20 protein-coding genes and 1 pseudogene are annotated in these 26,112 nt (G+C 66.9%); 14 read left to right on the top strand and 7 right to left on the bottom strand.

Annotated features, from left to right (window positions below):
* Window positions 1–251 precede the first annotated feature (251 nt).
* The 3 genes from IEW22_RS08470 to IEW22_RS08460 are packed head-to-tail and all read left to right on the top strand — an operon-like array spanning window position 252 to window position 3,510.
* A complete protein-coding gene (locus IEW22_RS08470; protein WP_188586180.1) occupies window positions 252–962 on the top strand; it encodes a TetR/AcrR family transcriptional regulator in 711 nt (236 codons plus the stop codon).
* Window positions 959–2,197 carry an amino acid deaminase/aldolase gene (locus IEW22_RS08465; RefSeq protein ID WP_188586179.1) on the top strand — a complete coding sequence of 413 codons (1,239 nt, stop codon included), beginning with the start codon at window positions 959–961 and terminating at the stop codon, window positions 2,195–2,197. Before IEW22_RS08470 ends, IEW22_RS08465 begins: the two co-directional genes overlap by 4 nt.
* The gene (locus IEW22_RS08460) at window positions 2,185–3,510 is read left to right on the top strand and encodes a D-arabinono-1,4-lactone oxidase (protein WP_188586178.1); all 1,326 of its coding nucleotides are present in this window, start codon (window positions 2,185–2,187) and stop codon (window positions 3,508–3,510) included. The genes IEW22_RS08465 and IEW22_RS08460 overlap by 13 nt, the downstream gene beginning before the upstream one ends.
* Before the next feature lie 138 nt (window positions 3,511–3,648).
* Here the strand turns inward: IEW22_RS08460 and ctaD are convergent, their stop codons facing one another.
* The 4 genes from ctaD to IEW22_RS08440 all read right to left on the bottom strand — a co-directional run bounded on the left by ctaD (window position 3,649) and on the right by IEW22_RS08440 (window position 9,539).
* Window positions 3,649–5,499 carry an aa3-type cytochrome oxidase subunit I gene (gene ctaD / locus IEW22_RS08455; RefSeq protein WP_188586177.1) on the bottom strand — a complete coding sequence of 617 codons (1,851 nt, stop codon included), beginning with the start codon at window positions 5,497–5,499 and terminating at the stop codon, window positions 3,649–3,651.
* A gap of 126 nt (window positions 5,500–5,625) precedes the next feature.
* Window positions 5,626–8,145, bottom strand: a complete 2,520-nt coding sequence (locus IEW22_RS08450) for an excinuclease ABC subunit UvrA (protein ID WP_229742311.1) — start codon at window positions 8,143–8,145, stop codon at window positions 5,626–5,628.
* A gap of 60 nt (window positions 8,146–8,205) precedes the next feature.
* Complete coding sequence (locus IEW22_RS08445; RefSeq protein ID WP_188586176.1) at window positions 8,206–8,895, bottom strand: GntR family transcriptional regulator; 690 nt, start codon at window positions 8,893–8,895, stop codon at window positions 8,206–8,208.
* 125 nt (window positions 8,896–9,020) lie between these two features.
* Window positions 9,021–9,539 (bottom strand): HD family phosphohydrolase, encoded by a 519-nt coding sequence (locus IEW22_RS08440; RefSeq protein WP_229742310.1) that lies wholly within the window; start codon window positions 9,537–9,539, stop codon window positions 9,021–9,023.
* Between the two features lie 85 nt (window positions 9,540–9,624).
* On the opposite strand from IEW22_RS08440, the gene IEW22_RS08435 reads away from it, so the two are divergent.
* The 8 genes and pseudogenes from IEW22_RS08435 (at window position 9,625) to IEW22_RS08400 (ending at window position 18,976) form a co-directional block, all read left to right on the top strand.
* Window positions 9,625–10,764, top strand: a complete 1,140-nt coding sequence (locus IEW22_RS08435; RefSeq protein WP_373284154.1) for a TIGR03364 family FAD-dependent oxidoreductase — start codon at window positions 9,625–9,627, stop codon at window positions 10,762–10,764.
* A gap of 141 nt (window positions 10,765–10,905) precedes the next feature.
* Window positions 10,906–11,583 carry an HAD family hydrolase gene (locus tag IEW22_RS08430; RefSeq protein WP_188586173.1) on the top strand — a complete coding sequence of 226 codons (678 nt, stop codon included), beginning with the start codon at window positions 10,906–10,908 and terminating at the stop codon, window positions 11,581–11,583.
* 94 nt (window positions 11,584–11,677) lie between these two features.
* A complete protein-coding gene (locus IEW22_RS08425) occupies window positions 11,678–12,736 on the top strand; it encodes a 2-aminoethylphosphonate ABC transporter substrate-binding protein (protein ID WP_373284153.1) in 1,059 nt (352 codons plus the stop codon).
* A 2-nt stretch (window positions 12,737–12,738) separates the two neighbouring features.
* Window positions 12,739–13,941 carry an ABC transporter ATP-binding protein gene (locus tag IEW22_RS08420; protein WP_188586171.1) on the top strand — a complete coding sequence of 401 codons (1,203 nt, stop codon included), beginning with the start codon at window positions 12,739–12,741 and terminating at the stop codon, window positions 13,939–13,941.
* A complete protein-coding gene (locus IEW22_RS08415) occupies window positions 13,938–14,888 on the top strand; it encodes a 2-aminoethylphosphonate ABC transporter permease subunit (protein ID WP_188586170.1) in 951 nt (316 codons plus the stop codon). The genes IEW22_RS08420 and IEW22_RS08415 overlap by 4 nt, the downstream gene beginning before the upstream one ends.
* Window positions 14,866–15,664, top strand: a pseudogene (locus tag IEW22_RS08410) (ABC transporter permease). The gene IEW22_RS08415 and the pseudogene IEW22_RS08410 overlap by 23 nt, the downstream one beginning before the upstream one ends.
* Window positions 15,665–15,889: 225 nt before the next feature.
* Window positions 15,890–17,548: a nucleobase:cation symporter-2 family protein gene (locus IEW22_RS08405; RefSeq protein WP_188586168.1), complete on the top strand. Its 1,659-nt coding sequence runs from the start codon at window positions 15,890–15,892 to the stop codon at window positions 17,546–17,548.
* A gap of 69 nt (window positions 17,549–17,617) precedes the next feature.
* A complete protein-coding gene (locus tag IEW22_RS08400; protein WP_188586167.1) occupies window positions 17,618–18,976 on the top strand; it encodes an FAD-binding oxidoreductase in 1,359 nt (452 codons plus the stop codon).
* 39 nt (window positions 18,977–19,015) lie between these two features.
* Here the strand turns inward: IEW22_RS08400 and IEW22_RS08395 are convergent, their stop codons facing one another.
* On the bottom strand, window positions 19,016–20,053 hold the full coding sequence (locus tag IEW22_RS08395; RefSeq protein WP_188586166.1) for a cation diffusion facilitator family transporter: 1,038 nt from the start codon (window positions 20,051–20,053) through the stop codon (window positions 19,016–19,018).
* 182 nt (window positions 20,054–20,235) lie between these two features.
* Between IEW22_RS08395 and IEW22_RS08390 the strand changes: the two genes are divergently transcribed.
* Complete coding sequence (locus tag IEW22_RS08390; protein WP_188586165.1) at window positions 20,236–21,126, top strand: serine hydrolase; 891 nt, start codon at window positions 20,236–20,238, stop codon at window positions 21,124–21,126.
* Between the two features lie 144 nt (window positions 21,127–21,270).
* On the opposite strand, the gene IEW22_RS08385 is transcribed toward IEW22_RS08390, so the two are convergent.
* Window positions 21,271–21,867, bottom strand: a complete 597-nt coding sequence (locus tag IEW22_RS08385) for an LGFP repeat-containing protein (RefSeq protein ID WP_229742309.1) — start codon at window positions 21,865–21,867, stop codon at window positions 21,271–21,273.
* Window positions 21,868–21,956: 89 nt separating this feature from the next.
* Here IEW22_RS08385 and IEW22_RS08380 point away from each other — a divergent pair, with 89 nt between their 5' ends.
* Together IEW22_RS08380 and IEW22_RS08375 are read left to right on the top strand one after the other, a co-directional pair.
* Window positions 21,957–23,165, top strand: coding sequence for a pyridoxal phosphate-dependent aminotransferase (locus IEW22_RS08380; RefSeq protein WP_188586164.1), 1,209 nt, complete (start codon window positions 21,957–21,959; stop codon window positions 23,163–23,165).
* A gap of 225 nt (window positions 23,166–23,390) precedes the next feature.
* Window positions 23,391–25,097 (top strand): MFS transporter, encoded by a 1,707-nt coding sequence (locus IEW22_RS08375; RefSeq protein WP_188586163.1) that lies wholly within the window; start codon window positions 23,391–23,393, stop codon window positions 25,095–25,097.
* A 136-nt stretch (window positions 25,098–25,233) separates the two neighbouring features.
* Here IEW22_RS08375 and IEW22_RS20375 read toward each other — a convergent pair whose 3' ends face one another.
* Window positions 25,234–26,112 carry an SLC5/6 family protein gene (locus IEW22_RS20375; RefSeq protein WP_188586162.1) on the bottom strand — a complete coding sequence of 293 codons (879 nt, stop codon included), beginning with the start codon at window positions 26,110–26,112 and terminating at the stop codon, window positions 25,234–25,236.

The raw sequence follows: 26,112 nt of genomic DNA, 5'->3' as shown, positions 1-26,112 counted from the left end.
CCCTCTCACCCACCGCCTGCGCGCCCTCGCGTGGGTGCGGGTGGTTCGAACGCATCGTCTGCTCAGCGTATCCCGGCAGGTGCCGACCTCCCGGCTCGCCCTCATGCATGTGATCCGCAGGTACGAAGCGCCGGACACCTGTACGGTTTTGGCTCACATGCATTAACCTGACATGGACTGGGTCACCTGCCCAACTCATCGCGACAGCGCCGTGCCGACGTCCTCGGCCATCCTCGTGAAGGGGGTCACCGATGCCGAGACTGTCTCTCGACGAGCGCCGATCCCTGCTGGTCGACGCCGCTTTCCGGGTCATCGGTGCGCATGGCGTCGAGGCCGCGACCACGCGGGCGATCTGTGCCGAGGCGCAGATGCCGCAGGCGAGCTTCCACTACGCCTTCACCTCGCGGATGGAACTGCTCGACGCGGTGGTCGAGACGGCGCTCGAGACCGAGCTGACCGCGTTGACCACACATGTCGATCCCGGTGTGGGCGCCGCGGTGTCGGTGCGCGAGAACTTCCGGCGGGCGATGCGCGGATACGTCGACGCGGTGGTCGCCGATCCGGCCAGGGAACAGGCGATGCTGGCGCTGGCGGCCTATGCGCGAGTGACGCCGGAGCTGCACCGATGGGGTGCCGAGATCTACGACCGCTACCACCGGCTCGCACTCGACCTGCTCTCCTTCGTGGAGACGACCACTGGCGTGACGATGTCGACGAGTCCGCACCAGCTGGCTCCCCTGGCGGTGGCGATCACCGACGGCATCACCTCGGGATATCTGTCGACTTTCGATGCCGCCACCGCCTACCGGACCGCCGAGATGGGTGCGCAGATCCTGGCCGCACAGGCGCTGGGCGCCCCGGGTGCCCACGACAGCAGTTCCCAGCAGGCCGGTTGGCCCGCCGGCAGTTCGCAGGTCGGCCCCGCGCCGACCACCCGACACGAGAAGGCAGGTGCACGATGAGTGTGTCCATCACCGAGGCCGCGACGTCACCGCGCCCGCCCGAGGACTGGGCCGGCCTCGACCGCGCGGTCGCCAAGGCGGGACTCGGCGGCGCGGTGGTCGCACTCGACTCCGCCGCACTCGAATTCAACATCGCCGACCTCCGCCGCCGCGCCGGCGGCGTACCCATCCGGGTGGCGTCGAAGTCGCTGCGGGTTCGCAGCGTCATCGACGACATCCTGTCCCGCGACGGGTTCGCCGGGGTACTCGCCTACGACCTCGCCGAGGCGATCTGGCTGGCTACCGAATCCGGCATCACCGATGTGCTCATGGGTTATCCGACGGCCGATTCCCAGGCGTTGACGGCGTTGGCCGGCGACGAGATCGCTGCCGCGCGGGTGACGCTGCTCGTCGACTCGGTCGATCATCTCGACCTCGTCGACGCGATCGTGCCGCCTGCCACGCGTCCGGCACTGCGCGTGGCGATCGACCTCGACGCCTCCCTCGACGCCCCCGTTCTCGGTCACCTCGGCGTGCTGCGCTCCCCCGTTCACACCACCGATCAGGCCGTGGCGTTGGCCCGCGCCATCGATTCCCGGCCGGGTTTCGCCCTGGTGGGGGTCATGTCGTATGAGGCACAGGTGGCCGGGATGGGCAATGGTGTGAGTGGTAAGAAGCTGCGCAACCTGGGTATCGCTGCCATGCAGCGGATCTCGATGTCCGAGCTGATCCGCCGACGCGTGCGGACAATTCGAGCACTGCGCGAGATCGCCGATCTGGAGTTCGTCAACGGGGGCGGCACCGGCTCGCTCGAGGTCACCTCGACCGACCCGTCTGTCACCGACATCGCCGCAGGCAGTGGCTTCTTCGGTGGGCACCTGTTCGACACCTACGCCCACTTCCAGCCCGCGCCGGCCGTCGGCTTCGGTCTGCAGGTGGTCCGCCGACCGGGCCCCGGCGTCGTCACCTGTCATGGCGGCGGCTGGATCGCCTCCGGACCACCCGATGCGACCAGACTGCCGAAACCGGTGTGGCCGCAAGGACTTTCCTATGCCGAGCGCGAAGCCGCCGGCGAGGTGCAGACACCGCTGCTCGGTGACGCCGCCGACGGGCTGGCCATCGGCGACCGGGTGTGGTTCCGCCACACCAAATCCGGTGAGATCAGCGAGCATGCGAACGAGATCGTGGTGGTGTCCGACGGCGAGGTCGTCGACACGGTCCCCACCTACCGTGGAGAAGGGAAATGTTTTCTGTGACAGTCACATCGCCGTCAACGCCATGGCGGAACTGGGGTCGCACCGAGTCGGTGGTCCCGCGCGCGGTCGCGACACCGGCGGATACCGCCGAGGTCGCCTCGATCATCGGAGGTGCGATCGAGCGGGGGTTGACCGTCAAACCCGTCGGCGCGGGCCACAGCTTCACCGGCATCGCCGTGGCTCCTGGTGTGCAGCTGAACATGTCGAAGATGCGCGGTCTCGTGCACGCCGACACGGCCACCGGTCGCGTGACCCTGCGCGCAGGCACTCATCTCCACGAGATCCCGGCACTTCTGGCACCGTACGGATTGGCGATGGCCAACCTCGGCGACGTCGACCGGCAGACCATTGCCGGTGCCACGTCCACCGGAACACACGGAACCGGAGCTGGTTTCGGAGGCATCGCCACACAGATCCGCGGCGTGACACTGGTCGACGGCACCGGTACCGAGGTGCGCGTCACCGACGACGAGCCCGAACTGCTCGCCGCGGCCGCGCTGGGTCTCGGTGCGCTGGGAGTGCTCACCGAGATCACCCTGCAATGCGTTCCGACATTCCGTATCCGTGCCGACGAGGGCACCGGCCATGTCGACGAGGTCCTCGATTCATTCCTCGACAACGTTGCCGCACATGATCATTACGAGTTCTACTGGTTCCCGCACACCACCGCTACGATGACCAAGACCAACACCCGTCTGCCTGCCGATGCGCAGATCGAGGGACCGTCGCGGCTGCGGCGGTTTCTCGACGACGAGGTGCTGAGCAATCGCGTCCTCGGTGTGGTGTGCGCACTCGACGCCAGGATCCCTGCGCTCACGCCGACGATGAACACGGTGGTGGGCAATGCCCTGTCGCCACGGACGTTCGTCGCCGATTCACACGATGTGTTCATCTCGGCGCGCAGGGTGCACTTCCGGGAGATGGAGTACTCGATCCCGCTCGAGGAAGTACCGGACGCGGTGCGGGAGGTGCGGTCGATGATCGACCGCCGTGGTTATCGTGTCAGCTTCCCGATCGAGGTACGTGCCGCGGCCGCCGACTCGCTCATGCTCTCGACGGCGACCGGTCGCGCATCGGGGTATGTGGCAGTTCACCGGTACGTGGGCGACGCCCCCGATGGGTACTTCGACGATGTCGAGCACATCATGATGGGTCACGGTGGCCGCCCGCACTGGGGAAAGCTCCACACTCGTGGTTCGGACTATCTGCGCGCACAGTATCCGCGCTTCGACGAATTCGTCTCCATCCGAGACAAATTCGATCCGCAGCGGGTGTTCGCCAACCGCTATCTCGAACGCGTTCTCGGCGCCTGAGCACGCTGCGTCCCGCGCGCGGCACGCCCCGGCGAAACGACTCGCCGCAACGACCCTGCACAACGACCCTGCACAACGACCCGGTCGCCCGGAGATCACATCTCCGGGCGACCGAGTCACAGGTGATTCAGGCGGATCTCAGGTGGTCAGCACCTCGCGGGGAGCAGTGCTCGAACCGTCACCCCCGTCGATGTCACGCCCGTCGATCTCGCCCCCGCGATGGATCTCGTCCCCACCGGATGCCTCCGCACCGGGGCCCTTTCCACCGCCGTGGCTCTTGCCCCCGCCATGACCCTTGCCGTAATACGCCTCGGTCCGCAGTCGCTCGACCATATGCGGGTAGTGCAACTCGAAAGCCGGCCGTTCCGAACGAATCCTCGGCAGTTCGGTGAAGTTGTGCCGCGGCGGCGGGCAGCTGGTCGCCCACTCCAGCGAGTTGCCGAATCCCCACGGGTCGTCGACGGTCACCACCTCGCCATAGCGGTAGCTGGAGAAGATGTTCCAGAAGAACGGCAGCACCGAGATACCCAGGATGAGCGCGCCGAGACTGGAGATCTCGTTGAGTGTGGTGAAACCGTCCGACGGCAGATAGTCGGCGTAGCGGCGAGGCATACCCATCGTGCCGAGCCAATGCTGCACGAGGAAGGTCATGTTGAAGCCGACGAACGTCAGCCAGAAATGCCATCGGCCGAGCTTCTCGTTCATCATGCGCCCGGTCATCTTCGGGAACCAGTAGTACATGCCGCCGTATGCGGCGAACACGATCGCGCCGAACAGTGTGTAGTGGAAGTGTGCGACCACGAAGTAGGTGTCCGACAGCTGGAAGTCCAACGGTGGTGCGGCGAGCAGGATCCCGCTGAAACCGCCGAACAGGAAGGTCACGAGGAAGCCGGTGGCCCACAGCATCGGGGTCTCGAAGGTGATGTGTCCCTTCCACATCGTGCCGATCCAGTTGAAGAACTTCACCCCGGTGGGGACGGCGATCAGGAAGGTCATGAAGGAGAAGAACGGCAACAGCACCGCTCCGGTGGCATACATGTGGTGCGCCCACACGGCCACCGAGAGAGCGGCCAGGCCCAGGGTCGCGAACACCAGCCCCGAATAGCCGAACAGCGGCTTGCGGCTGAACACCGGGATGATCTCGGAGATGATCCCGAAGAACGGCAGTACCAGCACGTAGACCTCAGGATGCCCGAAGAACCAGAACATGTGCTGCCACAACAGCGCTCCGCCGTTGGCCGGGTCGAACAGGTGGGCACCGAACTGCCGGTCGACCTCGATACCCAGGACCGCCGCGGCAAGCAGCGGGAAGATCAGCAGCACGAGCAGCGACGTGACGAACATGTTCCAGGTGAAGATCGGCATCCGGAACATCGTCATACCCGGAGCCCGCAGACAGACCACCGTGGTGATGATGTTGACTGACGTGAGGATGGTGCCCACACCGCCGACAGCCACCCCGAGGAACCACAGATCGGCACCCACGCCGGGTGAGTGCACCGAGTCCGACAGCGGTGTGTAGGCGGTCCAGCCGAAGTCGGCCGCACCACCGGGGCTGAGGAAGCCGGCTGCCACCACGAGGCCGCCGAAGACGAACAACCAGTAGCCCAGCGCGTTCAGACGGGGAAAGGCCATGTCGGGAGCGCCGATCTGGATCGGCAGCATGTAGTTGGCGAAGCCGAAGGCCAGCGGCATCGCGTAGAGCAGCAGCATGATGCTGCCGTGGATGGTGAACAGCTGGTTGAACTGCTCGGTGGACAGGAACTGCATACCGGGATAGGCCAATTCGGCCCGCATCAGCAACGCCATGAGACCACCGATGGCGAAGAAGACGAAGGCCGCGACGATGTACATCACGCCGAGGTCTTTGTGGTCGGTGGTGGACAACGCGCGGTACAGCAACGTTCCGTGCACACCGCGCCGTCGCGGATACGGCCGGACCGGCGACGGAACACGTGCTCTCGGAACGGCTATCGGTTCGGCAACCATGGTTCACAAGCTTGTCTCCGATCAGCCCCCACCTCCCAGCGGCCTAGGTCCCCCGCGCGGGGGCGAAGGTCCCGAAATGTCGGATTCGCGCGTGAGCTGTCGGGCGGCGACTGACCGCCGGCCGGATCACTCCAGCTGCGTGAGGAAGGTGCCGGTGACCGACGCGGGGTCAGCGGCGACCTGCGCGGGAGTGCCCGTCGCGACGACCCGCCCGCCCTGTTCACCACCGCCGGGACCCATGTCGATCACATAGTCGGCGTTGGCGATCACGTCGAGATCGTGTTCGATGACGATGACCGTCGCACCACGATCGGTCAGCCGGGTGAGCACCCCGACCAGCGTCCGCACATCGAGCGGATGCAATCCGACGCTCGGCTCGTCGAGCACGAAGACGGCCCCGGTCTGGTTGCGGTGCAATTGGTTGACGAGTTTGAGGCGTTGGGCCTCACCCCCCGACAGTGCGGGTGTCGCCTCCCCGAGCGTGAGGTAGCCCAGGCCCACCTCGTCGAGTGCGCGCAGGCGTCTGCGGACTCGTGCGAGCCCCGACACCGCGCCGAGCGCATCGGTGACCGGCATCCGCAACAGTTCCGGCAGCGAATGCCCCTCATAGCGAAAGTCGTCGGCCCGCGGCGCATAGCGACTGCCCTCGCAATCGGGGCAGACGATGTCGACATCCGGGAGGAACTGCACATCCAGCGAGATCTGCCCGGTCCCCTCGCAGCGCGGGCAGGCCAGCGAGCCGGTGTTGTAGGAGAAATCCGAGGCGGTCAGCCCCGCCTCGCGAGCCGCCTCGGTGTCGGCGAAGGCCGTGCGAAGATCGTCCATCACCCCGGAATACGTTGCGACAGTGGAGCGAACGTTGACACCGATCGGAGTCGCATCCACGAAGTACACCCGCAGTTTGGCGGCCTCGACATCGGAGGGCAACTCGATCGAGCGCACATGGGCGGGCATGTAGGCGCCGCGGGCGCCGGCGGTGGCACGCAACGCGGGGACCAGTGATTCCAGTACGAGGGTTGTCTTTCCCGACCCCGACACCCCGGTCACCGCGACCAGTCGCCGGTTGGGGAAGTCGACCTCGAGCGGGGCGACTGTATGGATCGCCGATGTCACCAGTGCGAACGCGCCGAACTCGAAGACCTCCTCGGCCGGCGCCCGGTCGCGCACCACCACCGTCTCGGTGCCGTCGAGGAATCCTGCCAGCAGCGATGCCGGCTCATCATGCAGTGCAGCCGGGGTGCCGGCGGCGATCACCTTGCCGCCCTGACTCCCCGATCCGGGGCCGATCTCGACCAGCCAGTCGGCCTGTCGCAGGATCTGTACGTCGTGGTCGACGAAGACCACCGAATTTCCATCGGCCAGAAGATCGTTCATCACGCCGATCAGACCGTCGACGTTCACCGGATGCAGACCGATCGACGGCTCGTCGAGCACGTAGAGCACCCCGGTCGTGGCATTGCGCACGGCTCGTGCGAGCTGCACCCGCTGGCGCTCACCGGTCGACAGGGTCGCCCCGGCCCGGTCGAGGGCCAGATATCCCAGGCCCAGTTCGACCAGTCGACGCGCCATCTCGCCCAGGGTGGACACCAGGGCGGCCGCCATCGGCAGCATGTCGTCGGGCAGCGTCGACTCCACGCTCGGCGCCCAGACCAGCACCTCATCGAGGGTCATCGCGGTCACCTGCGCCAGGTTGAGCTCACCGATCGTGGGACGCCGGGCCGCAGCACTGAGACGGGTGCCGTCACACGTCGGACAGGTGCCCTCGATGAGGAATCGGCTCACCCGCGCGAGCCGCTTCTCGTTGTCGGCGCGTTTGAGTTCCTCGGTGACGGTCAGGCGCGCGTTGCGGAAGGTGAAGTCCAGATCGTGGACACCCTTCTTCGACGTGACCGTGATGTGCTTCTTCTCCTGGGGTCCGTCGAGCACGATCTGTCGTTCGTCGTCGGTGAGGTCACGCCACGGCACGTCGGTACGGACCCCGAACTCGGCGGCGATCGTCGGCTGGACGTTGAACCCGAACATGTTCCACGGTGCCACTGCACCCTCGTCGAGTGATTTGCCCGGATCGGGGACCAGCGCCGCGTCGTTCACCGTGCGCACCACCCCGGTACCCGAGCAGGTGGGACACGCGCCACGGGAGTTGAACGCGAGGTCCTCGGCCCCCGGCGCGTGGACCGCCGCACCGCACACCGGGCAGTCGAAGGGGACCTCGGCGGCGACGTCGATCGTCGGCGGCACATGGTGTCCGTTCGGGCACACATGCGAGGCCAGCCGAGAGAACATCAACCGCAGCACGTTGAGCAGTTCACTGGAGGTGCCGAACGTCGAACGCACCCCGGGCGGTCCGGGACGTTGCCGCAGCGCGAGTGCTGCGGGTACGTGTTCGACCGAGTCGACGGCCGCACGCGGCGCCTGCGACATGCGGCGGCGCGTGTAGGTCGAGAGCGCCTCGATGTAGCGACGCGACCCCTCTGCGTAGAGCACACCGAGTGCCAGTGACGACTTCCCCGAACCCGACACACCGGCGATTCCCACCATCTCGCGCAGTGGGATGTCCACGTCGATGTCGCGCAGGTTGTTCACGCGGGCCCCGCGCACACAGATCTCGTCGGGCTGCTCGTGGTGTGGTGCGGCTGATCGGCTCACCCCGTCGAGGGTATCGAGCGGCCGGGCCCGGCGGCCCCGCACGCACCGACACCTGTACCGCTATTCGCGCAGCACCACCTCGAAGGCCATGCGATCGCCGCGATAGAGCGAACGCACGCGTTCGATGGGCACGCCGTCGGAGTCGAGGGATCGCCGGTTCATCAGCAGCATCGGCATGGCAGTGGTGGTCTCGAGCAGCTTCGCCTCCCGCGGCGATCCGAGTGCGGTCTCGATACGCTCCTCAGCCGGCCCGAACTCGATACCCAGCGCCCGCATGGCGGTGTACAACGACGTCTCGGGGTTGAAGGTGCTGTGGAAGGAATCGAACCTGGGCAGTGGCAGGAAGGTCGACTCCAGGCCCAGCTTCTGACCGTCGGCCAGCAGCAGGCGATCGATGCGCAGAACCGTCGACCCCCGCGCGATCTCGAGGTCCTCACAGATGTCGTCGGAGCCGGTGACATCACCCATGGCCAATGCCACACGACCGGGCACCCGGCCCTGTCGTTGCGCGCCCTCGGTGTAGGACCCCCGGGACAGGGGCTGGATGAGTTTCGGAGACGACACCACCGTCCCGCGTCCCTGCCGAGCGATCCGCCCCTGCACCAGCAGTTCGTGCAGGGCTTGGCGGACCGTCTCCCGTGACACCGAGAAGCGTTCGGCGAGTTCGCGTTCGGCGGGAACCGAATCCCCCACAGCCAGCTCCGCCAGGATGGTCTCGAGCCCCCGACGGACGAGATAGGGTTTGGGCATCTCCGCCTCACCTCCACCCGAACTACTTCCACCCGAGCCAGCCCCGCCCGAGCCCGCCCTGCGCGAACCCGTCCTGCCGCGCACCGTGTTCGCACCCGCAGGTCTGTGACCCGATCCCGTGGCCGTCATGCCGCCACCACCCGCCCCGCCACGTCGAGAACCTCGGCGACCGTCATCGCCGCCGCGCCCGGGATCTTGGCAGCATCGTCGAATCTCCTCAGCCGCAACGCATCCGGCCACCATGGATTGGATGTCCACTGCGACCCGACCCGGGCCTGTCCCCCCTGTGCGGACAGTGTGTCGACCGACCGATCGGAAAGCGCATCGAGGTATCCCGACTCGGTCAGGGCGAGATGGCGTTTGGCGGCCACATGCGCACCCGCGAGCCATCCCACGCGCTCGCCGAACCGCGGGGTCAGCCACAGTCGCGCAACCCGGTCGTGGTCGGGACGGGGTGTGAGCAGCGGACTGTGCCCGAGATCGTGCAGCGCCGCGGCCAGGATGAGTTCGTCGTCGGCGCCGTCGGCCTGGGCGAGGTGAGCCGACTGCAGCGCATGGTCGAGGTCGTCCACGGCATCCTCATCCCACACACCCCTCAGCGACCACAGGATCGCCTCGGCCTCCTCGAGCACAACGGATTTCATACCGCTCATGGTATCGCAATTGGTCTATACCAATTATTAACCCAGAGTTCTCAAAACCGACTCCTGTTGGTCTAGACCAATGTGCATGCTGTATCCCGTGAAGCTGATCATCATCGGGGGCGGAATCCTCGGAACATCACACGCCTGGGCCGCGGTGACGCGCGGACACGACGTGGTGCACATTGAACGGGAAGTCCAGGCACGAGGCGCGACGGTGCGGAACTTCGGACTCGTCTGGGTGTCCGGACGGGCCCCGTTCGAACTCGAGGCCGCCCAACGGTCGCGTGACCTCTGGGAACAGATCGCCGCGAAGGTGCCTGCCGTGGGCTTTCGCCCGGCGGGATCGCTGACGATGCTTCGCACCGAAGCCGAACTCGCGGTCGCCGAGGAGGTTGCCGGGCGCGATGACGCCACCGCTCGCGGCTTCCGGCTGCTCGAACCCGAGGAGGTTCTGCAGGTCAACCCCGCACTGCGCGGAAAGTACCTCGCCGGCCTGCACTGCACCCGCGACGGCGCGGTCGAGTCCCGAATCGCCCTGCCGCACATCCGTGCCCATCTCAGTGAGGTCGGACGCTACGAGTACGTGGGCGGCCACGAAGTGCGCAACATCTCGTCGTCGGGCGGCGGGGTGACGGTCACCGACGACCACGGAGCCGTCTACCACGCCGACGTCGCCGTGTACTGCCCCGGCGCCGCACACGGTGGACTGACCCGCGAGATCGCCGGCGAACTGCCGGTGCGGCGCGTACGCCTGCAGATGATGCAGACCGCCTCGCTGGGCGAGGCGCTGACCACCGCGATCGCCGACGGCGACAGTCTCCGGTACTACCCCGCCTTCGCCGGCGAGAAGCTCGACGAGCTCACCGCCACACAGCCGCAGGCTCCGGTCGCCGCCGAACACCGTATGCAGTTGTTGTGTGTGCAGCGACTGCACGGCGGACTGACCATCGGCGACACCCACGAATACGCCGAGCCGTTCGACTTCGATGTCACCGAGGACCCCTACGACCACCTGCGCACTGTGCTGGAAGATCTTCTGGGACAACCCCTCCCCCACATCGTTCGCCGGTGGGCCGGTGTCTATTCACAGTGTGTGGACCCCGGCGAACTGGTGTGTCGCCGTGAGGTCGCCGACGGCGTGTGGGTGGTCACCGGTCCCGGTGGCCGCGGCATGACGCTGGGACCCGTGATCAGCGAACAGACCGCTGATCTGCTCTCCCTCTGATCGCCTGCTGATCTCCCCTGCCCGCTGATCTCCCCCTGCCCGCCGGCGCCCCGAACCTCCGACCCGCTGACCGAACACGGTTCCGTATCACCGACGCGCGACCTCTGACCTGTCCCCTGACTGCCAGAAAGGCCTCACCGCATGTCCGACCACATCATCCGCATGGCGGCCCTCGACATGGCGGGAACGACCGTCGCCGACGACGGACTCGTCCTGACCGCATTCGACGCCGCCGCCAAGGCCGCCGGACTCCCCGACTCCGGACCCGAGGCCGACGCAGCCCGGCAGTACGTGATCGACACGATGGGCCAGTCGAAGATCGTGGTGTTCCGCGCCCTGCTGAACGACGACGAAGACCGTGCACAGCAAGCGAATTCGGCGTTCGAGGCCGCCTACGAGCGCAACCTCGGCGAGGTACGTCCCATCGACGGTGCCGCCGACGCGATCGAGCGACTGCGTGCCGCCGACATCAAGGTCGTGCTGACCACCGGCTTCAGCGCCGGCACCCGTGACCGTCTGCTCGACGTCCTCGGATGGACGACCATCGCCGATCTCACGCTCGCACCGTCAGATGCCGGACGCGGCCGCCCCTACCCCGACATGATCCTCGCCGCCGCACTGCGACTGCAGATCGACGACGTCCGCGAGATCGCCGTACTCGGTGACACCGCCAACGACGTGACCGCCGGATTGCGATCGGGAGCCTCGATCGTGGCCGGAACCCTCACCGGCGCACACGATGCCGACACACTGGCGGCTGCCGGGGCGACCGACGTGGTCCCCGATGTGAGCGCATTCGCCGACCTACTGCTGTCCTGACCGCTCGACCCGATCTGTCCACTCCAGTCTGTTCGACCAGCTCCAGCCGCTCATGCTCGACAGCCCGTCACCACCACCTCTGAAGGAGACATCCGTGAAGTCATTGCGTTCGACCGTGATCAAGGGTGCCGCGCTTGCCGCCGCCACGATCGCGATCACCGGCACGGCCGCCTGCGGCGGCACCGGAAGTGCCAGCTCTGGCGGCGACAAGACACTCACCGTCTATAGCGCCGACGGGCTCGGCGACTGGTACAAGCAGGAATTCGCGAAGTTCAAGGACCAGACCGGCATCACGGTCAACGAGGTCGAGGCCGGTTCCGGCGAAGTCGTCTCGCGTGTCCAGAAGGAACAGTCCAACCCGCAGCCCGACATGGTGGTGACGCTGCCGCCGTTCATCCAGAAGGCCGAGGCCGACGGACTGCTCGTCGACTCGGGTGTGGACACCTCGAAGGTGGCCGACGGCAACAAGGATGCGCAGGGCAAGTACGTCGCCATCGTCGACAACGCCCTGTCGTTCATCGTCAACCCGGCTGCCAACCCGGCACCGAAGACCTTCGACGACCTGCTCTCCCCGCAGTTCAAGGGCAAGCTGCAGTACTCGACCCCCGGCCAGGCCGGTGACGGTACCGCGGTGATGCTGCTCGTCCAACATCTCATGGGCAAGGATCAGGGTCTGGAGTACCTGAAGAAGCTGCAGACCAACAATGTCGGCCCGTCGAGCTCCACCGGCAAGCTGCAGCCCAAGGTCAGCAACGGTGAGCTGCTGGTGGCCAACGGCGACGTCCAGATGAACCTCGCCTCCATCCGCGACGACGGCTCCAAGTTCAACCTGTTCTTCCCGGCCATGCCCGACGGCACCCGCACCACCGTCGCACTGCCCTACTTCGCCGGCATCACCAAGGGCGCGCCGCATGCCGACAACGCCAAGAAGCTGCTGAAGTTCTTCCTTTCCGAGGATGTGCAGAAGACCGTCGGCCCCGACGCTCTGGGCATGCCGGTCATCAGCGGGATCGACGCCGGCGCCGGCAGCGGGACCGGACAGACACCGGCCCAGGTGCTCTCGGGTGTCACCGTGTGGCGTCCGGACTGGAACCAGGTGATCTCGACCCTCGATGCCGACGTCGCCGCCTACCAGAAGGCAACGGGTAGCTGAGGATGACCGAGCCCACGACGTCGGCCGGACGAGCCGGCACCCACCGATCCGCAGCCGCGACCGCCACGCAATCCGCATCGGACGACCAACCCGCGATCACCTTCGATCGCGTGGGTGTGCGCTACGGCCGCGGCAAGAACACCACCGACGCACTCGTCGACTTCAGCCTGCGCGTCACACGCGGTGAGACGATTGCGTTGTTGGGGCCCAGCGGTTCCGGCAAGACGACGGCACTGAAGGTGCTGGCCGGATTCGTCCGGCCGACGTCTGGGCGTGTCCGGCTCTCCGGCCGCGACATCACCGATCTGCCACCGGCCAAACGCGGCATCGGCGTGGTGGTCCAGTCCTACGCACTGTTCCCGCACATGCGTGTGCGCGACAACGTGGCCTACGGGCTCAAGGCACGTCGGATGCGCAAGGGCGACATCGCCACCCGTGTCGCCGAGGCCTTGTCGATGGTGAGCATGTCCGACTACGCCGACCGGCTGCCGCGTGAGCTGTCCGGTGGTCAGCAGCAGCGTGTCGCGATCGCCCGCGCGCTGGCGATCCGCCCCGACGTGCTGCTCCTCGACGAGCCGCTGGCCGCACTCGACGCCCAACTGCGGCAGTCGATGATCACCGAACTGCAGGGACTCCGAGATGCGTTGCCCGACACCACGATGCTCTATGTGACTCACGACCAGGCCGAAGCCCTCGCGCTGGCCGACCGGGTCGCGGTCATGCGGGATGCGCGGCTGGTCGACATCGACACCGCGCCGGCGCTGTGGTCGAGGCCTCCCACCGGTTTCACCGCTGCCTTCCTCGGCGGCGCGAACCTCATCCCGGTGACCATCGGACGAGTCTCGGGGCGCACCGCGCTGGTGTCGGCCGGGGAGCGGATGCTGACCGTCCTCGCACCCGAGCCGCGCACCCGGTGGGCGCCGGGCGCAGCCGCCCTCGTCTGCGTGCGCCCGCACGATGTGGTGGTCACCGACCTCGGTGCCACCGGGTCCACCCGGGCGGTCGTGCGGTCGGCGGTCTGGCGCGGACCGGTCACCCGGCTGTCGCTGGCGATCGACGGACTGCCCGACCAGCTGCTCGAGGCCGACGTCCCCGGGCGCAGCGATCATCGAGTCGACGCGGTTGTCGGCGTGCGACTTCCGGAGAACGCCGGGGTCCTCGTGGACGCCGGTGACACATCCGGCGCCACCGGGAGCCCGACATGACCGTCGCCACCGCACCGCCGCAGACCCGCACGCGCACACCGCAATCCAATGCCACCCCGTCGCGTCTCCCGGCGATCCTGCTGGCCCTGCCGCCGGTCCTGATCGTCATCCTCATCGCGGTCTACCCGCTGATCCGCGTGCTCACCAGTTCGTCGGAGGGCACGGGTGCCAGCACCTGGGGTGCGGTGCTGAGCAGCGATCTGTTCCGCACCTCGCTGGTCACCACCGCACAGATCGCGATCGCCTCCACCATCGGCTGCCTCGTGCTGGGCACCTTCTTGTCGGTGGTGCTGGCACTCGTGCCGTTCCGCGGATCGACCGTCGTCGCTCGGCTGATCGACACAGTGCTGGCCCTGCCGTCCTTCCTGATCACGCTGGCATTCACCTTCCTCTACGGCAGCGCCGGGGCGGTCAACGCGGCGATCTCCGAACTCGGCGGCGGACGTCCGCTGAACTTCCTCACCACCCCGTGGGGTGTCATCGCCGCGGAGATCACGTTCTACACACCCTTCGTGGTGCGTCCGATGCTCGCCGCATTCGCCTCCATGTCACGCGACCAGCTCGACGTGGCGGCCAGTCTCGGCGCCTCACCGGCCCGCGTGCTGCGCACGGTCGTGCTGCCCGAGGCCGCCCCGGCGATGATGGCCGGCGGCAGTCTGGTGTTGCTGCTGACCCTCAACGAGTTCGGCATCGTGTTGTTCACCGGGGCCAAGGACGTGACCACGCTGCCGGTGCTCATCTACACACGCGGAGTGGTCACCTTCGATCTGCCCGGCGCCGCGGTGATCGCCACCGTGCAGGTGCTGCTGTCACTGGTGCTCTACGGCATCTATCGCGTCATCTTCACCGGTCTGGTCACCCGCTCACGTCGTACCCGTTCCGGTGCCTCCGGCACCGACTCCGATCAGCCCGAGGAGGCCGGCCATGCTGCTGTGGACGCGACGTAGCCGAATCATCGTGTGGACCCGTGTTCGCGGTGGTGGTCACGGTGGTCTTCGTGGCCCCCATCGCCACGGTGGTGGCGGCCGGCTTCGCCGGATCATGGACCGGCCCGCTGCCGAGCAACCTCGGCTTCGCCCACTTCAACCGTGCACTGTCGGGCGACAACGTCGCCAGCCTGTCGGTGAGCCTGCAGACCGCGCTGATCGCAGGCGCGATCGCACTCGTGCTGGGTACCTGGGCGGCGCTGACCGCGCGGGAGGCGCCCGGGCCCATGCGCCGACTGGTCGACGCCGTCTTCCACATCCCGATCGCGCTGCCCTCGGTGGCGATCGGACTCGGACTGCTGATCGCGTTCAACTCCCGTCCGCTGCTGCTCGGCGGAACGAAATGGATCGTCATCGTCGCCCACACCGTGCTGGTGATGGCCTTCGCGTTCAGCTCGGTCAGCGCCGCACTCGAACGACTCGACCCCGCCTATGAGCAGGCGGCCGAATCGCTCGGCGCGTCGCGGTTTCGCGTACTGCGCACCGTCACGTTGCCGTTGCTGCTGCCGGCACTCGGCGCGGCCGCGGGCCTGGCTGTCGCCCTGTCGATGGGCGAGCTCGGGGCCACGGTGATGGTCTACCCGGCCACCTGGAAGACCCTGCCGGTGACCATCTTCGGACTGTCCGACCGCGGCCAGGTGTTCTCGGCGGCGGCCTGCACCACTGCTCTGCTGGTGGTGACGCTGCTGGCGCTGCTGATCCTCGGCCGTATCCGTGGACGCGCCGCAGTGCGCTGAACCGGCACATCTGCTCACCTGTCCGGCCGCTACCCCGTCCCCCTGCTGCTCCGTCCCCCTGCGCATGCCACCCGCTCATCTGTTCCCCGAGCGCGATGCCGTAGTTTCCCGTATCGGATTTTCCGCAACATCCTCGACACCTGCTCGACCACTGGTGGAAACGAAAGCGGAAAACGATAAGCGGATCGCGTCGGCGACGGCCCGGCCGAGCAAGGAGCGGTGGAGATGGCATCGTTTGTCGAGCTGATGAAATACGGTCGTCGTGCCGAGAGACCGGTCGACGACATCCCGCCGGCGCATGTGCTGGTGCCGCTCGCGCTGCAGCACGTGCTGGCGATGTACGCCGGCGCGGTCGCGGTACCGCTGATCGTCGGCGGGGTGATGGTCAAGACCGGGCAGTTGCAGTCCGGCGACATCGTCCACCTCATCATGGTCGACCTGTTCGTCGCCGGTATCGCGACGATCATTCAGGCGGTCGGGTTCTGGCGATTCGGTGTGCGCCTACCGCTCATGCAGGGCGTCACCTTCGCCGCGGTCTCCCCGATGATCACCATCGGCACCACCCACGGCATCACCGCGATCTACGGCTCGGTGATCGCCTCGGGCATCTTCATGATGGTGCTCTCCCCGGTGTACGGACGATTGATCCGGTTCTTCCCGCCGCTGGTGACCGGCACGATCATCCTCATCATCGGTGTATCGCTGATGGGGGTGTCGGCAGGCTGGATGGGCAACGGCAGCTCCAGCAAGGACTTCGGTGAGCCCAAGTACGTCGGCATGGGCTTTCTGACCCTGCTCATCATCCTCCTCATCGAACGCTTCGCCCCGCCGGCGATCCGTCGAATCTCGATCCTGCTGGGTCTGGTGATCGGCACGCTGATCTCGATCCCGTTCGGCATGCCCGACTGGTCGAATGTCAAGCACTACGGCTGGATCGGGGTGCCGCACCCGTTCCAGTTCGGCACGCCGACCTTCCAGATCAGTTCGATCATCTCGCTGCTCATCGTGGCGATCGTGATCATGACCGAGACCACCGGTGACATCGTGGCTGTCGGTGAGATCGTCGACGAGAAGATCACCCCGCGCCGACTCGGCGACGGCCTGCGTGCCGACGGCCTGGGCACCGTCATCGGCGGCATCTTCAACACATTCCCCTACACCGCCTTCGCCCAGAACGTGGGTCTGGTCGCGATCACCGGGGTGCGCACCCGCCACGTCGCGACCGGTGCCGGCGTGATCCTCGTACTGCTGGGACTGTTGCCCAAACTCGCCGCCGTCGTCGAGGGCATCCCCCAGCCCGTACTCGGCGGCGCCGGTATCGCACTGTTCGGCATGGTTGCCGCCAGCGGTGTGCGAACCCTGTCGAAGGTGCGGTTCAACAACAGCAACATCCTGGTGGTCGCGGTCTCATTGGGTGTCGCGATGCTCAGCGAGGTGGCGCTGTCCAACGACGGCACCGCACTGGACATCTACGGCAAGTTCCCCGACTGGTTCCAGACGATCTTCCACTCCGGTATCTCCGCCGGGGCGATCTGCGCGATCGTGCTGAATCTGGTGTTCAACCAGCGTCGCTCCCCCGACGACGGTGCGCCGGTGCTGCCGGAGACCTCGGCCTCGGATGCACCGCGCGGCGCCTACATCGACCCCCGCGAGGCGCTGGAGGCGGCCGATCCCGGCACCAGCGCCGAGAAGCTGCGCGAACTCGCCGAGAAGTATCCCGATCTGCACACGATCATCGTCACCAACCCCGCCGCGGACCCGGAACTGTGCGATTGGATTCGCGCACAGGGCGATCCCAAGGTCGACGAGATCATGACCCGGTGGGACGACAAGACCAACGGCGAGTTCTCCCGACGCGGTCGAGCGGCAGACGAACAGGTCTGACGGCGCGCGGCCTCTACTCGACGAGTTCCGATCAGTCCCTTCCCGGTCGGTCCGGACTAGGGTGCAGAGATGGCGTCAGACCTGATCGACTCGCTGCGCGCGGTCGTCGGCGATGTCCACGTCGTCGACGACCCGCAGGTGCTGGCCGGACATCTCACCGACTGGATGGGCAAGTGGCACGGCCACGCCGATGCGATGGCGCGTCCTGCCGACACCGCCGAGGTCGCCGCGGTGATGCGGTTGTGCGCACAGGCCGGTGTCGCCGTCACCGCGCAGGGCGGCAACACCGGACTGGTCGGCGGATCGGTGCCGTTGGGCGGAATCCTGTTGTCCACCAGCCGATTGACCGATCTCGAACCGGTCGACACGGTGGGGGCCACCGTCGGCGTGGGCGCCGGGGTGACGATCGACGAACTCGACCGGCATGCCCGCGCGGCCGGGTTGTCGTTCGGGATCGACCTGGCCTCACGCGAATCGGCGACCGCGGGCGGGGTCGTGGCCACCAACGCCGGCGGCGTGCGCTTCATCCGGCACGGCGGCACCCGCGCCCAGGTGATGGGCATCGAGGCCGTACTGGCGAACGGCAGCGTCCTGAGACGCTGGTCGGCGCTGGCCAAAGACAATGTGGGATATGACCTGCCGGGCCTGCTCTGCGGCTCGGAGGGAACACTGGCGGTGATCACCCGGGTGCTGTTCCGACTCACCGGTCTGCCGGGGCCGACGGTGGTGACCGTCGCCGCGATCAACCGAGTGGGCGCGGCGGTGGATCTGGTCGCCGCGATACGCGACGCCGGTCTGACGGTCGAAGCCGCCGAGATGATGACCGCGGCCGGTGTCGACCTGGTGACCGGATACGGAATGCGTTCGCCGGTGGCGACACCGGCGGACTTCTACACCCTCATCGAGGTGTCCGGACCCGGAGACCTGGAGTCCGCGGTCACCGGTGTGCTCGAGCGCGCACCTGAGGTCGTCGACGCGGTGATGGAACCCGGCCCCGCCTCGGCGCTGTGGCAGATCCGCGAGTCGCACACCGAGTCGATCGCCCGCTCCACCACCACTGCAGTGGTGAAACTCGATGTCTCGGTGCCACTTTCGGAACTCGACGCGACCATCGCCGATCTGGTTGCACTGACCGGGCATGCGGGCGGGCGCTGCCGCCCGATCCTGTTCGGTCACGTCGGCGACGGCAACATCCACGTGAACCTTCTCGACGTCGATCCGGCCGACGCCGAGTCGCTCACCGACTCGGTGTTCGAGGTCATCCACACCCACCGGGGCAGCATCAGCGCCGAACACGGTATCGGCCGGGCGAAGGCGCGGTGGCTGCATCTGGGCCGCACCGAGGTCGACATCGAGACGATGCGCGCGATCAAGTCGGCGCTGGACCCGCAGTGGCGACTCAACCCCGGCGTGCTCTTCGGGGAGTGATCATGGGAGTCATCCCGGCGCCGGCCCCGACCAGCTGCGCTAGAGGCTGACCTCGGCGGGCGCCGACAACGTCAGAACGGCCTCTGTCACATGGTCGTTGCGTTCGAGCTGCGCCTCGATGCGACGCAGCCGCACGGCCACGTGGTCCTCGGTCTGGTTTCCCATGATGTCCACGGCCGCAACGATGTACAACTGACCCGGCCCCACGAACTCCGCATGCAGATAGGTCACCCGATCGATGTCGGGATGGCCCTTGAGGAGTTCGAGGATGTGGTGGCGCGCGGGTTTGTCCACACTCTCGCCCACCAGGAATCTCCGGTTGCGATCGATGAGGATGACCGCCACCACGCCCAGCAGGACGCCGACGAGGATGGAACCGATCGCGTCGAACACGGCCTTGCCGGTGAGCTGGTGCAGCAGGATGCCGAGGAAGGCGAACGCGATACCGATCAGCGCGGCGGCGTCCTCGGCGAAGACCGCACGGACTGTGGGATCGCTGCCGGTGAGTACCTGGTCGAAGACTCCGATCCGTCGTCGGTCGGCCTGCTTCTTCGACTGCTGATACGAGCGGATGAACGATGTTCCCTCGAGCACGAATGACAGCGCCAGCACGATGTAGGCCCAGAAATAGTCCTCGCCGGGATCGGTGGATCCCAGCTCGGAGATGCCGTGCTGGATCGACACCACCGCACCGACGGTGAACAAGCCGAAGGCCGCGAACATCGACCAGACATAGGCCTCGCGGCCATATCCCTGGGGATGGGTGTCGTCACGACCCTTGCGACCGCGTCGCTCGGCGATCAGCAACAACACCTCGTTGCCGGTGTCGGCCCACGAATGCGCTGCTTCGGCGACCATCGACGCCGATCCGGTGATCACCGCGACCAGCGTCTTGGCCACCGCGATGATGGCGTTGGCAGCGAGCGCAATCAGGACGGTGAGCAGACTCTCGCTCGGCGGCGCCGAACCCGACGTGCCCGCGTCCTGGTCACCACCCCGGTCTCCACCCGCGTTCTTGCCTGCACCCGAGTTCTTGCCTGCACTCGAATCCTGTTCGGCCGACGGCGACGGCGTCATGGATCACCTCCCACGCCCCAAGCCTATCGGCGAATGAGCCGCCGCCTGTCGGCTACGGTGTCCCCAGAGGAGGTCTGGATGATCGGAAGAGCCTGCGGAATAGGACTTTTCGGGCAATCCGATGTCCTCATGCCTGATCGAACCCGCGTACCGCACCGTCACACTTTCGGACTCGGCGTCGGGTGAGCCATCCGCACCGGCGCCGCCGCAACCGCGCTCGCCTCTCGTGCGCCGCAGCGGCGCTCACCGCCTCGACACTGCTGGTGACGGGATGCACCGGCGACCAAGGGCTGCCGAATGTGTTCCCCGAGAAGCTGACCACCCCCAGCGACGCGGGACTTGCGGCCGGCGTCGGTATGGTCGGCGACGATCTGGACGCACGCTTCACCGCGCTGCAGGGTTCGGTCGACGGTGACATCGCGATGGCCTACGCACCCGTCGGCGCGGTGACGGCCCGCACCCTCGGCAACATCGGGGCACAACTGGCCTGGTCGACCATCAAGGTGCCGCTGTCGATCGCCGCCTTGCGCGCTGACGGGTCCGCGGCGCAGCGCTCCGTGACCCCGGCGATCACCGAGTCCGACAACGACGCCGCACAGAGGCTCTGGTCGATGCTCGGCACACCCGAGCAAGCCGCAGACGCCGTACAGTCGGTGATCCGCGAAGGCGGCGACGCAATCACCGAGGTGCCGTGGGAAGGTGCCGACGGACCGTATGTGACCGGCGGTCAGACGCAGTGGGAATTGGGCCAGCAGGCGATCTTCGCCGACCACCTGCCGTGTATGGCCGACACCGGCAACGTCGTGGACCTGATGCGCCACATCGTGCCCGACGAGCGGTGGGGTCTCGCCGCCATCGACGGCTCGGCATCCAAGGGCGGCTGGGGCCCCGACGACGACGGCGACTATCTGGTTCGCCAACTGGCGATCCTGCCCAACGGCACCGGCCAGACCGCGATCACGATCGCTGCCGCACCCCATGACGGATCGTTCTCATCGGGCATCAGCGAGGTGAACACGATCGCCGAGTGGATCCGCCGCAACATCACCCTGTTCCCGGCCGGGAACTGCTGACCGGGCGCCGTCGCCGCAAGCACATTCTCTGCGGTCACCGACATTTCTCTCCGGTCACCACATCGCTCGCGCTCACTGGTTGACCTCCCGCTCACGGAATCCGGTGAGCAGGAGGTCAACCGGTGAGCGGGACCCGCACCGCGGTCACGGCCAGGTGATGGTCCCGCCCTGGAAGTCCTGCGCGAACGAGGTGCCGATGCGGTATTCGTCACTGGTGGGGAGCTGGTACCAGGAGTTGGCACCACCCGAGCGCTGCCACACCTTGTAGATCTCACCCCACACCGGATGGGCGTCGCTGTAGGGACCCCAGTAGACGTTGCCGCCCTGGAAGCTGTTCATCCTTCCGTCGTTGGCGGTCGCCTGCTCGTTGGAGGTGGGGTAACCCAGCGGACCGCGCTCCCAGTTCAATCCGGCCCACTTGGCGCGGATCGCGCCGCCCACCTGATGCGCGACGCCGTTGGCGACCCGGGGATGCCAGTAGAACGCGGTGTCCTTGGCGAAGTTCTGGAAGCGACCGCCGTTGGCGGCGGCCGACTCGTTGTTGGTGGGGTTGCCCCACATGTTGGGTCCGCCGGTGGCCAGATAGGCCTGCTCGATACGACCGAACACCCAACGACCGCCATATTTGCCGTCCGCCGACGCCGAGCCGGCCATCAGCGTGCTGAGGGCGATGACCGCCGCCAGCACCACGGACCCGACCAGCACGAACGGTCCACGCCGCAGCGCACTACCTGTGGGCACAAAAACCACGTCCTTCCACTGAATGTTTCGCTAGAAGACATCGCGATCGCCGACCGCCGTGTTAGCCCAGATGTTGTTACCGTCCCCACATGCCCAGGCTGGCCGATCACATTTCCACCGTACCGATGTCCGGTATCCGTCGACTCTTCGAGGTCGCGCTGCGGATGGACGACGTGACCGTCCTCGCCGTCGGCGAACCCGACGTCGCGGTGGCCCCGCACATCGCCGCGGCTGCATGTGCGGCGTGGGAACGCGACGACACCGACTACGCACCCAACGGCGGCATCGCCAAGCTGCGCAGCGCGATCACCGAGAAGCTCCAGCGCGACAACCACTTCCACGCCGACGTCGAGCAGGTCTGGGTCACCGTCGGCGCGACGCAAGCGCTGTATCAGGCGATGACGCTCCTGCTCGGCGTCGGCGAGGAGATCCTTGTCCCCGACCCGGGTTACACCACCTTCACCATGAACGCCCGGATGATCGGCGCGATCCCGGTGCCCTACCCCCTACGACCCGAGACCCACCACGGCACAGGCCCGCGAGGAGCCCACAACCTGTCGCACGCTGATCACCCGAACGATTCACCGCAGAGCTTTCTGCCCGACCTGACCCAGCTCGAACGACTCGTCACCGAGCGGACGCGGGCGATCATCCTCAATTCGCCGTCCAATCCGCTCGGCGTCGTCTACCCCCGGGCGATGATCGAGAGGCTGGTCGACTTCGCGGCCCGCCACGATCTGTGGATCATCAGCGACGAGGTGTACGAGTACTTCACCTACGGCCGCGACCATGTGAGTCCGGCAAGCATCGACACCGACGATCGCGTGTTCAGCGTGTACTCGTTGTCGAAGACCTACGCCATGACCGGCGTACGGGTGGGCTACCTGGTGACCCCGAAAGGCCTCGGCGCCACCATGTCGACGGTTCAGGAAGCGGCGATCAGCTGTGTCGCGGTGCCCGACCAGTACGCGGGGCTCGCGGCGATCACCGGCCCCCAGGACGCGGTCACGAGCGCGAGCGACAAATACCGAGCGAACCTCAACGCTGCGACCGCACTTCTCGATTCGCGTGGTATCGGCTACGCGCGCCCGCAGGGCGCGTTCTACCTGTGGGTCGACATCTCCTACGCCAGCGAAGGCGACGTGGCCGGGTGGGCCGAGAAGTTCCTCCTCGACACCCGCATCGCCGTCGCACCGGGTAGCGCATTCGGTCGTTCGGGTGAAGGGTGGATCCGGGTGTGCGTCGCCGTGGACCGAGACGACCTCATGCGTGGCCTCGCGGCGTTACCTGCTCCCTAGAGCGCTCGCCCCCTTCGAGCCCAGTGGTGCCCCGTCGGGCCGAATCCGCCGACCCCGGATGCGCAGCGAACACACCGCGCGAGGCCGCGCAGAGTCGCACGCTTGCACCGGATTTCCACTGAGTGAAACACCGAAGCGTGCGAACGCCCAGGAAGCTCCGTCAGACGAAGAAATAATCAGGAAACCTGTTCATTTCTCACCAGTGATCTGCTTAACTCTCTTCTCATGAGTGAGACAATCGCCACATCAGGCACCCCCGGGACGGCCGACCGGCACCCGGGACTCTCCACGGGGACGCTGCTCAGCGCAGCTTTCGCGGTCGGCGTCGCACAGTTCGGCATCTCGCTGCCCGCAGTCATCAACGGCTACATCAACCAGGACCTCAGCACCACCTCGACGCAGCTCACCTGGGTCACGGCAGCCTTCCTGGTGCCGGTGACCCTGTTCGAGCTGTCGTTCGGTGTGGTCGGTGACCTACTGGGACGCAAACGGCTCATGGTCATCGGCGCATTGCTCATGGCGGTCGGCGGAGTGATGGGCTACCTCACCCCCAGCGGCGGCATCACGATGCTGCTCGCCGCTCAGGTGGTGGCCGGCATCGGCGCCGCGGCACTGTTGCCATCGTCGGTCGCGGCACTGGCCGCGGGCACCCACACCTCTCGTGAGCGGGCACATGCCATCTCGATCTGGGCGGCGGCACTCACCGCCGGTGGATTCCTGTCTCCGGTGGTCGCCGGAGCTCTGGCGAAACTGCATCACTCCGGTTCGGAGTTCGCCAGCTGGCGCTACGCCTTCCTCGCCATGGCCGTCCTCGCCGTGCTCAGCGCCGTGGTCACTGCGACCACCGCCAGCGAATCAACCGCCAGGGCGGGCCGTTCGTTGGACTGGCCGGGTCAGATCACCATCGGAATCGGCTTGTTCGCACTGCTCTTCGCGGTCATCCAGGGGGCCGACGACGGGTGGGGCAGCCCGCTGGTGATCGGCGGATTCGTGATCGCGGTGGTGTTCCTCGCGCTGTTCGTCATCGTCGAACAGCGGGTCGACAAACCGCTGATCCAGCTGCGCTTGTTCAGCAATCGGATGTTCGCGGTGTCTGCGGTGGTCACCGTACTGGGCATGTTCGCCTACCTCGGCACGGCCTATGCGACGAGTATCCGGCTGTCGTCGATCCAGGGCTACTCGCCGCTGATGACCTCGATCGGCTTCGTCTGCCTCAACATCATGGGCGTCGTACTCTTCCCGATCAGCACCAAGGTGATCGAGCGCTTCAATCCCGGGTGGGTTCTGGCCACCGCGATGGCATTGATCGGAATCGGCGACCTCGCACTCGCCGCCATCCCGGCCACCTACGTGTCGATCGCCGCGGTGGCAGTACCGCTACTGGTCATCGGCGCAGGATTCAAGCTCGCCGTAACCTCGATCACGGTGGTGGCCGTCAACAGCGTGCCCACCGACAAGGCCGGAATGGCCAGCGGCGCAACGAGTATGCTCCGCGACTTCGGCCTGGCGCTCGGACCGGCCATCGTCGGGACGATCGCCCTGGGCAACGCCGCAGCGGCGATCAACTCCAAGGTCGCCGCCAATCCGACGCTCCAGAAATCGCTCGACTCCTTCTACGCCGCACCGCAACATGTACCGGCCGAACACCGAGAGTCCGTCGAGGCTGCGGTCGGCGCGGTGAAGTCCGGACCGCTCGGCGCCAACGGCGTACCGTCGCAGATCCCCGGACCCGACGGTCAGATGATGCCGTTCAATCCGTTGAAAGATGTTGCCTTCCATGCACTCTCACACGGGTATGCGATCGGCTACCTGGTGACCGCGGGTGCCGCGCTCCTCGCGGCTGTGATCGCGGCCGTCATGCTGCCCCGAGCCGAGATCCACGATCACACGACCTCCACGGTCTCAACGGCACCCGAGATCGAATCGGTCTGACGGCTCGAATCGTCTGACGCTCACCACGGTCTGAATCCGGCGAGCGGCACACGATCTGAACCGGCCTGGCCTGCGGAGTCCGCGGGTCAGGCCGGTTCTGATCGTGGGATCCGAGAATACGGCCCACTGGCGAATGTCAGCCCACGAGGATCTCGGACTCCTCGCTCTCACGGGCCGGCGACTCCTGCGACGCCACCAGCCGACGCACACATTCGACCGTCACCAGCACCACGAGATTCGGTGCCAGCGAGATCAGCCCGGAATCCCAACTGCCGATGGGGATATCGGCGAAAGTCAGCACGATGACCGATACGAGGCCGGCGAGCGCGCCCGACATGACGGCCACCGCGCTGACACGGACCCGACTGCCCAGCGCCAGCGCCACCGCCGGGATGAGCTGAGCCAGGCCGCCGTAGGTGACCAGCAGCAGTTCGGCGATGTCGGAGTTCTTCAGCCCGAAGATCAGCGCGCCGACGATCGCGATCACCACCACGAGGTGATTGACGCGCAGCGCGCGGCGCGGCGACCGGATGGCCAGCAGATTCCTCGTGACCAGCGTCGAGATGCCCACGACGATGGCCGCCGAGGGCACCATGGCCGCCGATGCGCCCGCGACCGCGACCACACCCACCAGCCAGTCCGGGAGCGTGTGGGTGGCTACCCCCAGCAATGCCGTGTTGGAGGCGGTGTCCGGGCTCAGCGCGAGCACCGCGGCGAACCCGATGAAGATCGGGAGGAACAGTGCCAGCTGATACAGCGCCAGCCACTTGTAGTTCGAGCGCAGGATCTCCGAGCTGCGCGCGGCGAACACCGGCGGCCACAGGTGCGGGAAGGTGTTGAATCCGGCAGCGAGCGTGGTCACGATGACCGAGGTCATGAAGAACGTGGTGTCGTACCCGGCTCCGTGCAGTGTCAGCATGGTCGGATCATGTTGGGCGACCGTCTGGAAAACGTGTGGGATTCCTCCGATGGAGATCAGCACGCCTCCCGCCACCACCACGAGCGCTACGATCAT

The sequence above is a fragment of the Gordonia jinhuaensis genome (genome assembly GCF_014639795.1).
GTDB lineage: Bacteria > Actinomycetota > Actinomycetes > Mycobacteriales > Mycobacteriaceae > Gordonia_B > Gordonia_B jinhuaensis.
The sequence above is the reverse complement of the archived record's forward strand: the minus strand, read 5'-3'. Positions and strand labels throughout refer to the sequence as shown.